General features: G+C 56.6%; 11 protein-coding genes. 6 read left to right on the top strand and 5 right to left on the bottom strand.

Annotated elements, in window-relative coordinates; translation table 11 throughout:
- Nucleotides 1-125 precede the first annotated feature (125 nt).
- The 4 genes from katG (at nt 126) to CPJ18_RS10590 (ending at nt 5,879) form a co-directional block, all read left to right on the top strand.
- On the top strand, nt 126-2,315 hold the full coding sequence (katG, locus tag CPJ18_RS10605) for a catalase/peroxidase HPI (RefSeq protein WP_103658284.1): 2,190 nt from the start codon (nt 126-128) through the stop codon (nt 2,313-2,315).
- Nucleotides 2,316-2,657: 342 nt separating this feature from the next.
- Entirely contained in the window at nt 2,658-3,164 is a 507-nt protein-coding gene (locus tag CPJ18_RS10600) for a putative pterin-binding protein (protein WP_103658129.1), read from the top strand.
- A gap of 9 nt (nt 3,165-3,173) precedes the next feature.
- Nucleotides 3,174-5,105 carry a putative bifunctional diguanylate cyclase/phosphodiesterase gene (locus CPJ18_RS10595; protein ID WP_103658127.1) on the top strand — a complete coding sequence of 644 codons (1,932 nt, stop codon included), beginning with the start codon at nt 3,174-3,176 and terminating at the stop codon, nt 5,103-5,105.
- A 78-nt stretch (nt 5,106-5,183) separates the two neighbouring features.
- Complete coding sequence (locus CPJ18_RS10590) at nt 5,184-5,879, top strand: FkbM family methyltransferase (protein WP_103658125.1); 696 nt, start codon at nt 5,184-5,186, stop codon at nt 5,877-5,879.
- Between the two features lie 3 nt (nt 5,880-5,882).
- Here CPJ18_RS10590 and CPJ18_RS10585 read toward each other — a convergent pair whose 3' ends face one another.
- The 5 genes from CPJ18_RS10585 to CPJ18_RS10565 all read right to left on the bottom strand — a co-directional run bounded on the left by CPJ18_RS10585 (nt 5,883) and on the right by CPJ18_RS10565 (nt 10,380).
- Nucleotides 5,883-6,647, bottom strand: a complete 765-nt coding sequence (locus CPJ18_RS10585; protein WP_103658123.1) for an ABC transporter ATP-binding protein — start codon at nt 6,645-6,647, stop codon at nt 5,883-5,885.
- Nucleotides 6,647-7,483 carry an ABC transporter ATP-binding protein gene (locus tag CPJ18_RS10580; protein WP_103658121.1) on the bottom strand — a complete coding sequence of 279 codons (837 nt, stop codon included), beginning with the start codon at nt 7,481-7,483 and terminating at the stop codon, nt 6,647-6,649. Before CPJ18_RS10580 ends, CPJ18_RS10585 begins: the two co-directional genes overlap by 1 nt.
- A gap of 3 nt (nt 7,484-7,486) precedes the next feature.
- Complete coding sequence (locus tag CPJ18_RS10575; RefSeq protein WP_077120035.1) at nt 7,487-8,371, bottom strand: ABC transporter permease; 885 nt, start codon at nt 8,369-8,371, stop codon at nt 7,487-7,489.
- Nucleotides 8,371-9,393, bottom strand: a complete 1,023-nt coding sequence (locus CPJ18_RS10570; protein ID WP_077103326.1) for an ABC transporter permease — start codon at nt 9,391-9,393, stop codon at nt 8,371-8,373. Before CPJ18_RS10570 ends, CPJ18_RS10575 begins: the two co-directional genes overlap by 1 nt.
- Nucleotides 9,394-9,645: 252 nt before the next feature.
- The gene (locus CPJ18_RS10565) at nt 9,646-10,380 is read right to left on the bottom strand and encodes a FadR/GntR family transcriptional regulator (RefSeq protein ID WP_103658119.1); all 735 of its coding nucleotides are present in this window, start codon (nt 10,378-10,380) and stop codon (nt 9,646-9,648) included.
- Between the two features lie 335 nt (nt 10,381-10,715).
- On the opposite strand from CPJ18_RS10565, the gene CPJ18_RS10560 reads away from it, so the two are divergent.
- Together CPJ18_RS10560 and CPJ18_RS10555 are read left to right on the top strand one after the other, a co-directional pair.
- Nucleotides 10,716-12,524: a type I secretion system permease/ATPase gene (locus CPJ18_RS10560; RefSeq protein WP_281063038.1), complete on the top strand. Its 1,809-nt coding sequence runs from the start codon at nt 10,716-10,718 to the stop codon at nt 12,522-12,524.
- Nucleotides 12,511-13,821, top strand: coding sequence for an HlyD family type I secretion periplasmic adaptor subunit (locus CPJ18_RS10555; RefSeq protein WP_103658280.1), 1,311 nt, complete (start codon nt 12,511-12,513; stop codon nt 13,819-13,821). The genes CPJ18_RS10560 and CPJ18_RS10555 overlap by 14 nt, the downstream gene beginning before the upstream one ends.
- Nucleotides 13,822-13,886: the final 65 nt, after the last annotated feature.

The raw sequence follows: 13,886 nt of genomic DNA, 5'->3' as shown, positions 1-13,886 counted from the left end.
GTCTTGTGGCGAGGTTACATTTCACTTCGTGTCGTGGTTTGCCGCGATCAAGGTCAACTGAAATCCTGCAATTTTGACAGCAACAGCTTTTTTAACGTCCACTCAAAAGTGACATGGAGACTATCATGGATCAGAAAACCGATAGCGCGGGCAAATGTCCCGTGGCCCACGGCCAGACACCAAAAGCCGTTCGCTCGAACAGAGATTGGTGGCCCAACCAGCTGAACATCCAAATCCTGCATCACGGCTCGTCCCTTTCTGATCCTTTGGGCAAGGACTTCGATTATGCCGAAGCGTTCAAGGCGCTCGATCTGGACGCTGTGAAGGCCGATCTCCACGCCTTGATGACCGATTCTCAGGACTGGTGGCCCGCCGACTTCGGTCACTATGGTGGTCTCTTCATCCGCATGGCCTGGCATAGCGCGGGCACGTACCGCATTACCGATGGTCGCGGCGGTGCCGGTGCCGGTCAGCAGCGTTTCGCGCCACTCAACAGCTGGCCCGATAACGCCAACCTCGACAAGGCCCGTCGTCTTTTGTGGCCGATCAAGCAGAAATACGGCAACAGCATTTCCTGGGCCGATCTGATGATCCTGACCGGCAACGTCGCGCTGGAGTCCATGGGTTTCAAGACATTCGGCTTTGCCGGTGGTCGCGCAGACGTCTGGGAGCCGGAAGAGCTTTTCTGGGGTCCTGAAGGGACATGGCTGGGCGATGAGCGTTACAGTGGCGAACGCGAACTGGCGGAACCGCTGGGTGCGGTGCAGATGGGTCTGATCTACGTCAACCCGGAAGGTCCGAATGGCAATCCTGATCCTATCGCTTCCGCCCGCGATATTCGCTCGACATTTGCCCGTATGGCCATGGACGACGAAGAAACCGTGGCGCTAATTGCAGGCGGCCACACCTTCGGTAAGACGCATGGCGCAGGCGATCCATCCCTCATCGGCGCGGAGCCTGAGGGCGGTGAACTGGAAGCGCAGGGTCTTGGCTGGCATAACAAATTCGGCACCGGTATCGGCAAGGACACGACGACCGGTGGTCCGGAAGTCACCTGGACACAGACGCCGACGCAGTGGAGCAACTTCTTCTTCGAAAACCTCTTCGCTTTCGAATGGGAACTGACCACAAGCCCTGCCGGTGCCAAGCAATGGGTGGCCAAAAACGCCGACCCGTCGATCCCCGATGCCTATGACCCAACTACGAAGCATCTTCCAACCATGCTGACATCCGATCTGGCGCTGCGTTTCGACCCGGCCTACGAGAAGATTTCGCGTCGCTTCCTTGAAAACCCGGAGCAGTTTGCCGACGCGTTCGCACGTGCCTGGTTCAAGCTGACCCACCGCGATATGGGGCCGAAGGTTCGCTATCTCGGACCGGAAGTGCCAGCCGAAGATCTGATCTGGCAGGACGTCATTCCGCCTGTCGATCATCCTCTGGTCGATGACGCCGACATTGCCAACCTCAAGGCCAAGGTGCTGGCGACCGGTCTTAGCGTGCAAGAACTGGTGTCCACCGCCTGGGCATCGGCATCCTCGTTCCGTGGATCGGACAAGCGTGGTGGTGCCAACGGTGCCCGTATCCGTCTGGAGCCGCAGAAGAACTGGGAAGCCAACCAGCCACAGCAACTGGCGAAGGTTCTCAGCGTTCTCGAAGGCATCCAGAGTGACTTTAATGCTGGCCAAACCGGCGGCAAGAAGATTTCGCTGGCTGATCTGATCGTTCTGGCTGGTGCGGCTGGTGTGGAGAAGGCAGCGAAGGCTGGCGGTCACGACATCATCGTGCCGTTCACGCCTGGTCGCACGGATGCGTCTCAGGAGCAGACGGATGTTGCGTCCTTTGCCGCACTCGACCCACGTGCCGATGGCTTCCGCAACTTCGTCAACAAGGCTCGTCACCAGTTCATGAAGCCGGAAGAAGCGCTTGTGGACCGAGCCCAGCTTCTGACGCTGACTGGACCGGAAATGACGACACTCGTTGGTGGTTTGCGCGTTCTCAATGTCGGCAAACCGGACCACGGGGTCTTCACCACGCGTCCTGAAACGCTGACCAACGACTTCTTCGTCAACCTTCTCGATATCGACCTGCAATGGGCACCGGTTCATGGACAGGAAGGCGTCTATGAAGCACGTAGCCGCAAGACCAACGAAGCGAAGTGGACGGGAACGCGTGTGGACCTGATTTTCGGCTCGCATTCACAGCTTCGTGCTTTGGCAGAGGTTTACGCTTCGGCAGACGCAAAGCATAAGTTTGTGAAAGACTTCGTCGTCGCCTGGAACAAGGTTATGAATGCCGATCGGTTTGATCTGGCATGATCCGGCTTCCGATTCTGCCGTGAGACGTCGACACGGATTTGCCCATCGGATTTAACCGTAGATAGCACCGGGTGTGGCAATTGCCACGCCCGGTAAACATGTGTTTTGTTTTCCTAAACCATTTTTAGATTTTTTTACGATTTTGCTAACCACAATCTAAAACATTGGATAACCGTTAGTGTGCTTTGTAGTGTCAAAGCCTGTAGACGGCGCGACGTGGCGACGGCGACAGGCAAGGCACATCCAATAAAAAAATCTAAATACGCGTATTGTATAAAATACTGATATAAGATTTTAGACGAGCTCCGGGTTGACCAAAAAGTTCTATCGAGGGACAAGACGATGCGTATCGTGCGGTTAGTTCTTAGTGCCATTTTGGCGATCACTTTGTTTTCTTCTGCTCAAGCCGGCTCACTGCCTCAGCCGACGGGCAAAACTATTCTGACGATATCGGGCAATATAGCCAACACCAATGCCGATGGTGCCGCGAAATTTGATCGTGATATGCTGGAAGCGATTGGCATCGTGACGGTGGAAACGCATTCACCATGGTATGACGGGGTGACGCGCTTCGAAGGCGTTTCGCTGAAAAAACTGATGGATTTGGTTGGTGCAAAGGGTACCACGGTGACTGCGGTGGCGCTCAATGACTACGTCAGTACCCTTCCCATGGCAGATTTTGACAAGTTCAATGTCATACTGGCCATGAAGCGGGACGGGAGCTATATGGAAGTTCGCGAAAAAGGTCCGTTATTCGTGATCTATCCCTACGACACCGCCCCGGAACTTCAAACCCAGACCTATTATACCCGCTCCGCCTGGCAGGTTGCAAAGCTGATAGTCAAGTAAAGGTGCCAATTGCGTAAGGTATTGGCGGTCATCATATGCTGCTTCGTGTTGGCTACGGGCTACATTGCCTACGTCATCGCACAGCGACAAACCGCGTTGCAGAAATTTGCCAGATATAATGATTCCTGGGCGGTCAGTCAGACCGTCTCGGAATATCTGCGCCTCCAGAACAATCTCTATGGCTTCCTGCTGGATCCGGAGCACGTCACGCACGACGATCTGCGTTTGCGGATGGATTTGATGCTGGGCAGGCTGGAGCTTTTGAAGCAGGGAAATCTGGGAGCTTTCATTGGCGGCAGGCCGGAATGGCGCGATCTCGTCACGAATTTGACGACGGTTCTTACCGATCTCGACAAGCAGATCGACAACCTGCAACCCTCTGTCGTCAAACCCATTCTGGAATCGATGAGAGCGCTCGATGGTCCCTTGACGACGCTCGCATCATCATCCGTTGCCTATGATGTGGAAGTTGTCGACAATGCTCACTCGGAGGTTCGCCAGCTTCACACCATATTCTCCGCACTTGCGGGCGGTCTGATCATTTGCGGCATCGCGCTCATTTTGCTTCTCAACCGCCATAACAATCTTCTGGACCGTGCCCATAAGGACATGCGCGGTTTGACGGACGATCTGCGGGCTGCCACTTTGGAGCTGAAGGACAACAATGCCCGTCTTGAGCACGATGCTTATCATGACGCCCTGACCGAATTGCCCAACCGTGCACTGTTCCGTCGGGAGTTGAACGAGAGGCTTGCCTTGGCGGATGCAGGGACATCGATTATTCTTCTGCTGGATCTGGATGGCTTCAAGGATATCAATGACACGCTTGGCCATGATGTCGGCGATGCGCTGTTGCAGTCCGTTGCCACGCGCCTGTCTTCCATCCGCGAGGACGCGGATATGGTGTGCCGGCTGGGTGGCGACGAGTTTGCTTTCATCACCAGTGCACGTGACGAAGATGAAGCGCTTGCCTTTGCAGAATCGGTGATTTCACAGATAAGCCAACCCTATAATCTGGGTGAACTGGAAATCAAAATCGGGACTTGCGTGGGCATAGCCGTTTCCAGCGATGTCACGAATGCCGATGAGTTGTTCAAGCGCGCCGATCTTGCGCTTTACGAATCCAAGAGGCTGGGCCCAGGTCGCGTCAGCGTGTTCCAGGATCATATGCAGCAGCAGCTGACGGAGAAAAGGTCGTTTGAAGCGGACTTGCAAACAGCCGTTCAGAACAACGAGATGGAAGTCTATTACCAGCCGCAGATGCTGACGAAGACCCGAGAAATCTGCGGCTTCGAGGCTTTGTTGCGGTGGACGCACCCGGTGCGTGGCAGTGTGCCCCCATCGGCGTTCATTCCGGTGGCGGAACGGACCGGGCTGATCCATTCGCTGGGCAAATGGGCCATGGATACCGCTTGCCAGGAAGCCAAGACCTGGAAAGGCGATCTCAAAATTGCGATCAACCTCTCCCCCGTGCAGTTCCACAGCACCAGCCTCATTCAAAACGTAGTAGAGGCGCTCGACAAGAGCGGGCTGGACGCCAGCAGGCTCGAACTCGAAATCACCGAGTCCGTGCTGCTCAACAAGAGCGATCAGACACTCGACACGCTTGAAAAACTGAAAGATGTCGGCATAAAGATCGCCATGGACGATTTTGGAACCGGCTATTCGTCGCTTGGGAATTTGCGCGGCGTACCCTTCGACAAGATCAAGATCGACCAGTCGTTTCTGCGGGATGTGGCGACCGATACCGATGCGTTGGCCATTGTCGAATTCGTGGTCGGCATGGCCAAAAGTTTGAGAATGACGACGATCGCCGAAGGTATCGAAACGCAGGAGCAGTTCGATTGCATGTCGCGGTTGGGTTGTGACCAGATGCAGGGGTATCTGATCGGCCGACCCGGCCCTGCCGAAAAGCTCAATGTCTTCAGGCGTTCGAGCTGAGTGTTTCCATTCTCCCTGTGTGACGGGCGAGAGATGTAATTGCGTTTATGCGTGGCTTTGCCATGAGGGGAATTTGAAATGGAACGGCTTGACGTGCATGGGGTAAAGCTCGATTTGGCGCGGGAGGAGGTTTCTCCAATTATCTGGAATGCCCTTGCGGACGGAAGCTATGAGGCCAAGGAAGCCCGCAGCATTCTCAAAGCCATCAAGCCGGGCGACCGGGTTCTCGAGCTTGGCTCCGGCATCGGCATCATCACCTCCATCATTGCAGGTATCAAGGATGTCATGGTCTGGGCTTTCGAGGCGAACCCCGGAACGGCTGCACTGGCTGCACGGGTGATCAAGACCAATTGCGCCGATAATGTCGTATTTTCGCAAGGGTTGCTGACCGCGCATGCCCCGCATGTTCACCCGTTTTATGTGCGCAAAGATCTCTGGATGTCGTCCATGGATGAAAATCAGGGTCCATACGAGCACCGCATCGAAATCCCGTCGGAAAACATCGATGCGTTCATTGCCGAACATCGCATTAACGCGCTGGTGATGGATATCGAAGGTGCGGAGCACGATCTGTTGCAGAATGCGCAGCTTGCCGGTGTCGAACGTATTTTCGTGGAATTGCACGACCATCTCTACAATCTGGCAGGCATTCGCGATATCACCCAGGCGCTGGCGCTGAAGGGTTATTCCTACGATCCGCGTGGTTCCCGCGGACCGTGCGTCCTGTTTTCCAAGGACGATAGCAAACGGGAATATGATCCCGACGTGGACTGAGCGTCAGGCGTTTACGCCTTCATATTCCAGCGACGCAGAGATCAGTTCGCGCGCGTAAGAGTGTGTCGCGCCTTTACGCGCAATGGCATCACGCGGAAGTATTTCCGTGACTTCACCGCGCAGCATCACCGCAAACCGGTCGCACATGTGGTCAACGACGGCCAGATCATGCGTGACCATGATGTAGGTGAAGCCGCGCTCTTCTCTAAGGCGCTGGAGGAGGTTAAGGATTTCAGCTTGTACCGAAACATCCAGCGCTGAGGTCGGCTCATCCAGCAACAGCAGGGATGGTTCGAGGATTAAGGCGCGGGCAATGGCCACGCGCTGGCGCTGACCGCCGGAAAGCTGGTGGGGAAAACGGTCCAGGAACGAAACCGGCAGGCCAACGTCGGTGATGGCCTTGCGCATCCGCTCTTCCTTGTCGGTAAGCTTATGGATGGTCAGAGGTTCGTTCAGCACGGTTCTGACCGACTGGCGCGGATGCAGCGAACCATAGGGATCCTGAAACACCATCTGCAAGGTGCGGCAACGGTCGATCAGCGGTATGTCGCGTACGGATTTGCCGTCGATCAGGACGTCGCCTTTCCAGAAATCGGTCAGCAGGGAAACGCAGCGCAGCACGGTGGATTTGCCCGAGCCCGACTCACCGACAAGTCCGAAACATTCACCGGGCTGGACGGAAAAGGAGACGGATGGGAGGACTTTGACCGCTGCCGGCCCTTCGCCGAAGCTGATCGACAGGTCGCGAATTTCAACAGAAACTGACATCAGGCGTGTTCCTCAAGCCATTCCGGGCGACGGTCCAGCACCGCCAGCGGCGAGCGGGTGCCTCCAATGCGGGGCTGAGCGGCCAAAAGGCCGCGTGTGTAGGGGTGTTGTGCGGCATCCAGATTGCCTGCCGACAGGGTTTCAACCACCTGGCCCGCATACATGATGAGAACGCGGTCGCAGAAATTGCGCACCAGATTGAGGTCGTGGCTGATCATGATAAGGCCGATGCCGCGATCCCGAACGAGGCCATCGAGAATGTTGAGCACCTGCAACCGAACAGTGACGTCGAGCGCCGATGTCGGCTCGTCGGCGATGACGAGATCAGGGTCCGCCAGCAGCATCATGGCAATCATCACGCGCTGGCCCATGCCGCCGGAAATCTCATGTGGATATTGTGCGTAGACGCGCTCAGGATCGCGGATTTTGACCGCTTCCAGCATGACGAGCGCCTTGATCTTGGCTTCCGCTTTCGTGCATTTGAAATGCCGCAGATAGGTTTCCGCTACCTGATCACCGACGCGCCTGATAGGGTTGAGCGAAAATTTCGGGTCCTGAAGGATCATCGACATGCGTCTGCCGCGAACTTTCAGCATTTCCTTTTCCGACAGCGACAGAAGATCGAGTTCATCGAAACGAAGCGTATCGGCAGTGATCGTCGCACCCGGCAGTAGGCGCAGCAGTGCACGTCCCACGGTGGATTTGCCCGAGCCGCTCTCGCCGACGATACCCAGCCGTTCACGACCGAGGGTGAAGGACACGCCGCGTACTGCCTCTGTTTGCGAGCCGCCATAACGGATGCGGAGATTTTCGACGTCCAGTATTGTCCGTTCCATGGTCTATCTCCGGTTCATCTGCTTGGGATCGAGCGCATCGCGCAGACCATCACCCAGAAGATTGAAGGCAAGGCTGACGGTGAGGATCGATATGCCTGGGAAAGTAACCAGCCACCAATTGTCCAGCATGTAACGACGACCTGTCGCAATCATCGCGCCCCATTCCGGCAGCGGCGGTTGCGCGCCAAGGCCAAGGAAGCCGAGGCCCGCGGCGGTCAGGATGACGGTTGCCATGTTCAGCGTCAGGCGAATGAGCACCGATGGCAGGCACATGGGCATGATCGACTTGACGATGATGCGGATGGGTGATGCGCCCTGGAGACGGGCCGCTGCAATGTAGTCGGCATTGCGGAATGTCAGTGCTTCCGCGCGGGCAAGACGTGCGATCGGCGGCCATGAGGTTAGTGCGATGGCAATGATCGCGTTGTTGAGGCTAGGGCCGAGTGCTGCTACGAAGGCCAAAGACAGGATCAGGCTTGGGAACGACAGAAAGATATCGGTAATACGCATCATCACCGTATCGAATTTGCCGCCAAGATAACCAGATGCCGTGCCGATGATGAGGCCGATGGGGCCAACCACGATGGAGACGAGAAAGATGATGGTCAGCGTGATGCGCGCGCCGAAAACCAGGCGGCTGAAGATGTCGCGGCCCAGATCGTCGGTTCCGAACAGATGTCCGTCTCCGGGGGCTTTGAGGACGTTCGCAAGGTTTTGCACATAGGGGTCATGCGTGGCGATGAGGGGCGCAAAAACTGCGGCGAAAATCAGAATGGCAAGAACGATCAGGCCGAAGGTCGATGTCGGGCTGCGCAGGAGGAAAAGAACGATGTTCTTCATCGCGTTCACGGAGGCTGGTAGCCTTATTTTTTCTGCATGCGCGGTCATCAGCGTGTCCTCGGATCGAAGAAGCGGTAGAGAATGTCGGACAGGAGATTAAGTCCGATGAAAATGACGCCGACGATGAGAACGCAGGTCATGACGGCATTCATGTCGCCGGTGATCAGGTTGCTGGTCAGATACTGACCGAAGCCCGGCCATGCGAACACGGTTTCGATGAGCACAGCGCCTTCCAGCAGCGAACCATAGGCAAGGGCGACGATGGTGACGAGCTGGACGCGGATATTGGCAAAGGCGTGCCGCCAGATTGTCTGTTGGCTGGAAAGGCCTTTGACGCGCGCGGTCGTTACATATTCCTGACCTAACTGGTCCAGCATGAAGCTTCTTGTCATACGGGTGATGTAGGCCGATGACGAATAGCCCAGCAGCGAAGCTGGCAGGATCAGGTGGTTCACCGCGGACCAGAACACATCCATATCTCCGGCCAACAGGCTGTCGATCAGGAGGAAACCGGTGCGCTCGTCCACCAGCCCGATATAAAACTGGTCCATACGACCGCTGCCACCAACCAGATCGAGCTTCGCATAGAACACGATCAGCGCGATCATGCCTGTCCAGAAGATTGGCATGGAGTGGCCGAACAGGCTGACGACGCGCACGAGATGATCTGGCCAGCGGTCCTTGTTCACGGCCGCGAAAACACCCATGGGAATGCCCAGCCCCGCGCCGATGAGGATGGCAAACGTCGCAAGCTCCATCGTGGCAGGCATGACGTGGAGAATGTCTTGAATGACCGGCTGACCTGTACGGATGGACGTGCCGAAATTACCGGTGAAGACATCCCCTAGATAATAGAAGAACTGCTGCCATATCGGCCTGTCCAGTCCCAGTGAGCGGAATACCTGCTCATAGGTTTCGCGGGTCGCGTCCTCCCCAACGATGGCGCGCACCGGGTCTGCAGGCATCAGGCGTCCGATGAAGAAGGTGAGCAAAAGCAGGCCGAGCAGCGTGATGGCAATGGTGCCGATCTGCCCCGCCACGCCAGCAAGGCGCGGGCTTCGTAAGTGCATGTTTCCTCCCTGTGTCAGCCTCTGGAAGTGAACGCTTCATGTCTGACAACTTTTCAAAAATCTGTCACATGTTGTCGTATCTGTCAAGCGGATGAGCTGGAAGCTGTGATGCAAGTTGGTAAGATTATGAGAAGCACTGATGACCATTGCTCTTTCCCATAAAGAGCTGTGGCACGCGGTTTTGATGCTCTCCTTATGGGGCGCGCAATCGCTGCGGGACGATTCAGGTGGCTGTGTGAGAGCTAAAACTTTCTATTCCGCACTTGCAGTTCTGGATCGCAGGAGGACTTTGTAGCGTTCAAGACTTCCGCGCAGGTGGACGCGCATCTGTTCACGGGCAGCCTCTGCATCGCCTTCGATGATGGCGTCAACGATGCGTCCGTGTTCTTCTTGCAAATGCAAGTTATAATCCTTCGGGCGGGAGCCAGGCTCGGCACCCTGCAACTCGCCACGGGGGATGATACCGGACCGGATAAGGCGCAGGAATTCAGGAAAACGGCGGTTTTGAGTGGCTTCAGCGATTTTGAAGTGCAAATCGAAGTCCGCGTCGCGTGTGGATTTGCCTTCGGCAAGACACGCGCCAATCACCTTGTGAGCGTCGAGAATCGACTCGATCTGTGTCGCGGAGCGCCGCGATGCCGCAAGCCCTGCGGATTCGACTTCGAACACGGTTCTCAACTCCAGAAGTTCGATGACCGAGGATATCCGCTCAGTGGTCAGGTCCTTGAACGGCTCATCTTTCTCGTGCTGAATTTGAAGTGCAAATACACCAGCACCCTTACGGGCTTCCACCAGCCCATCTGCCCGCAAAATCGCAATGGCCTCCCGCACGACTGTGCGGCTGACGGAATATTCACGGGTCAGCGCACTCTCGCTCGGAAGCCGGTCGCCTGGGCGAAATACACCTCCGACCAGATCACGCCGCAGGGCGGTGCTGATCTTGGTGGCGAGTGAAGTTCCGCGCTCTGGCGTGTGTACGGCGTCCATATGTGCCCCATCTGGCTGTTACTTGTCTGGCATGTTAACAACTTGCTGCTGCAATGCAAGTTTTCATCGCGCCCCTCTTGCTGCACCGCACATCGAGGGCGGTTTGTCTATCCCAATTGGCACTGACACGGTATCAGGGTTTACAGCGGATGCGGGTGGAGACTACTTTTATCGAACGTTTTATAGAAACGGTCTTCGTTGCTTTCGCGGATTTTTAAAATGCCGCAACGAAGGTCTGCGCGGACGCTGTCGATCTCGACTTGATTATGCATCTTATCGTCACCTGCCCGGTGACGGTAACGTGAACTCGTTGCTTGAACACACGGAATTGAAATTTGTTCGGCGTTTTCAAACACACATCGCTTCAGTGGGTCATTTGCGCCATCGCGCTGATGAGCGGCGTCGTGAATTTACTCGCATTGACCTCGCCGCTTTTCATGTTGCAGATCTATGATCGGGTGTTGCCCAGCGGAAGTGTTCCAACCCTTGTCGGCCTTGCCGTTCTTGCCAGCGCAATGTTTTCGGTTCAGGCCGCGCTGGAAATCATCCGTGCCCGTGTTCTTCTGCGTATTGGCGAGCAATTCGACAACGAGCTTTCTGTCAGAATCCACAGCGCCGTGGTGCGCCTGCCTTTGGTAACGCGGATGGCGGGAGACGGTCTTCAGCCATTACGGGATCTGGATAACGTGCGTGGATTTTTGTCCGGGCAGGGGCCAAACGCTTTTTTCGATCTTCCCTGGATGCCGCTTTATCTGGGAATATGTTTCCTTTTCCATCCATGGATCGGGGTGACCGCGCTTTTCGGTGCGGTCGTGCTTATCGCATTGACGTTGCTTGCCAATGTGCTGTCGCACAAGCCGATACGCGACACCATCACCCATAATATGAAGCGCAATGGGCTGCTGGAAGCTACCAGACGAAATGCAGAAGTCGTTCAGTCCATGGGCATGGGCAAACGCCTCGCATCTCGCTGGAGTATTGCCAACAGGGAATATCTCGTCGCTAACCGTACCGCGGGAGACATTTCCAACGGGCTCGGCGGCATTTCGAAAACGCTGCGGGTGATGCTCCAATCGGCAATATTAGGTGTGGGTGCCTATCTCGTCATCGGTCAGGAAGTCAGCGGCGGGGTGATGATCGCAAGCTCTATCATGATGGGGCGCGCATTGGCACCGGTGGATATGGCCATTGCGAGCTGGAAACCGTTTTTGATGGCGCGGCAAAGCTGGAACCGTTTGCAGGATTTGCTGTCGAGGGTTCCCCTGGACCCTCCAGTGACAGCCCTGCCTGCGCCAGTGCGGCAACTTCATGTCGAAGGGCTGGCCATCGTGCCGCCCGGCGAGAAGAGGCCGACCGTCAGCGGGCTCAATTTTGCTGTGCAAGCCGGCAGCGCGCTTGGCGTCATTGGCCAGTCAGGATCCGGCAAGTCGACGCTGTGTCGTGCCTTGGTCAATGTCTGGATTGCTGCATCTGGAAACGTCAGGCTCGATGGTGCGAGTTTGCAGCAGTGGGACCGTGAGGCACTTGGTGGCCACATCGGCTATCTTCCGCAGGGTGTCGAACTTTTCGATGGCACGATCGCCGAAAACATTTCCCGCTTTGAAACGGAGGCCAACCCGCAAGCCATTGTCGCTGCCGCAAGGTCGGCTGGCGCACATGATCTGATCCTGCAATTTGAAAAGGGGTACGAGACCCCTATAGGCGAGGCAGGCTCGGCGCTTTCAGCCGGGCAAAGGCAACGTATAGGCTTGGCGCGTGCGCTTTATCGTGATCCGTTCATGGTTGTTCTGGACGAGCCGAACGCCAATCTGGACGCCGAGGGCGAAGCGGCGGTGGTCAATGCCATTGGGTATGTTCGCGCCCGAGGCGGTATCGCAATCGTCGTTGCGCACCGGCCCAGCGCCATTGGCGCAGCCGATCTGGTTCTGGTGATGGAGGGCGGGCGGCAGAAAGCGTTCGGACCGCGCGACGACATTCTCTCCAAGGTGCTGAAAGGGGGGGCAACAGCACCCTCTACAAAAGGGTTCTCGGGAACCGGCTATGGCGTGCGGCCGCTACGCGCCGGTGCGCAGCAAATCGTGCAGCCTGAACCGGCGGGGGTCGATGTTTTGGACAGGGACGAGGGCGATGATGCCAAGCGTTGACGGTTTCGATGTTTCGAGGTCCATCCGGCACCATTTGGTAGCGGGGCTTGTGGTCGGCGTCGTGCTGCTGGGTGGTGCAGGAGCCTGGGCATCCGTCGCAACACTCTCGGGAGCGGTGGTCGCTTCGGGACATTTCGTGGTCGATTCCTACGTCAAGAAAGTACAGCATCCCACCGGCGGCGTGGTGGGAGAAATCCTCGTCCACGAGGGCGATGTGGTGAAAGCCGGGGACATTCTCATGCGGTTGGACTCCACGCAGACCCGTGCCAATCTTGCAATCGTGACCAAACGGCTGGATGAGCTGACGGCGCGGCAGGCGCGTCTGGAGGCCGAGCGGGACGACCTTGCGGAGATCGTCTTTCCAACGAGCCTTCTGGCGCGTGCACAAAATGTCGACGTAGCATCCGCCATTCACAGCGAGACGCGGCTGTTCGCGTTCCGCAAACAATCTCGTGACGGCAAGAAGGCTCAACTGGCAGAGCGCGTCGTGCAATTCCGGCATGAAATCGAGGGGTTGAAAGCGCAAGAGACGGCCTATGCGGACGGCATGACTGTTTTAAACAACGAGATCGCATCTTTGAACGCGCTGAGGCAACAGGGCGTCGTGTCCGATCAACGTCTCAACAGCTTGAAGACGCAAGCGGCGACCTTCGGTGGAGAGTGGGGCGAAAAGATAGCCTATCAGGCACAGGCGGCGGGCAAGATTTCCGAAACGAGATTGCAGATACTCCAGATCGATCAGGATCAGAAGGCCGAGGTCGGCAGCGAGTTGGCAGACGTTCAGGCGCAGATCGGTGAATATGTCGAGCGCAAGATTTCCGCCGAAGACAGTCTCAAGCGCATCGATATCACCGCGCCGCAATCTGGCACCGTCCATCAACTCACCGTTCATACCGTCGGCGGGGTTATCAGTCCGGCCGAGACCATTATGTCCATCGTACCCGAGAGCGACGAATTGACACTCGAGGTACAGATAGCGCCAAAGGACATTGACCAGATCAGCCTTGGCCATGAGGCGATGTTGCGCATGTCCGCCTTCAACCAGCGAACGACACCGCAACTCAAGGCGCATGTGACCCGTATTGCCGCCGATCTGAACACGAACGAGCGAACTGGAACATCTTCTTATGTCGTGCGCCTCACGGTTGCGGAACTGGAGTTGACAAAGCTGAAGGGCCTGAGACTTGTTTCCGGCATGCCAGCGGAGGCGATGATCAAAACCGAAGACCGGACAGCGTTGTCCTATCTGCTGAAACCACTCTCGGATCAAATCACGCGAGCATTCCGTGAGGAGTGATGTCAGCTTGGCGTCAGACTGGAAAATGATGCCGAATATTGCTCCGTTTTTTGCTTACGTTAGGG

Origin of the sequence: Agrobacterium rosae (genome assembly GCF_002915175.1) — a bacterium.
Classification (GTDB): Bacteria; Pseudomonadota; Alphaproteobacteria; order Rhizobiales; family Rhizobiaceae; genus Agrobacterium; species Agrobacterium rosae.
The sequence above is the reverse complement of the archived record's forward strand: the minus strand, read 5'-3'. Positions and strand labels throughout refer to the sequence as shown.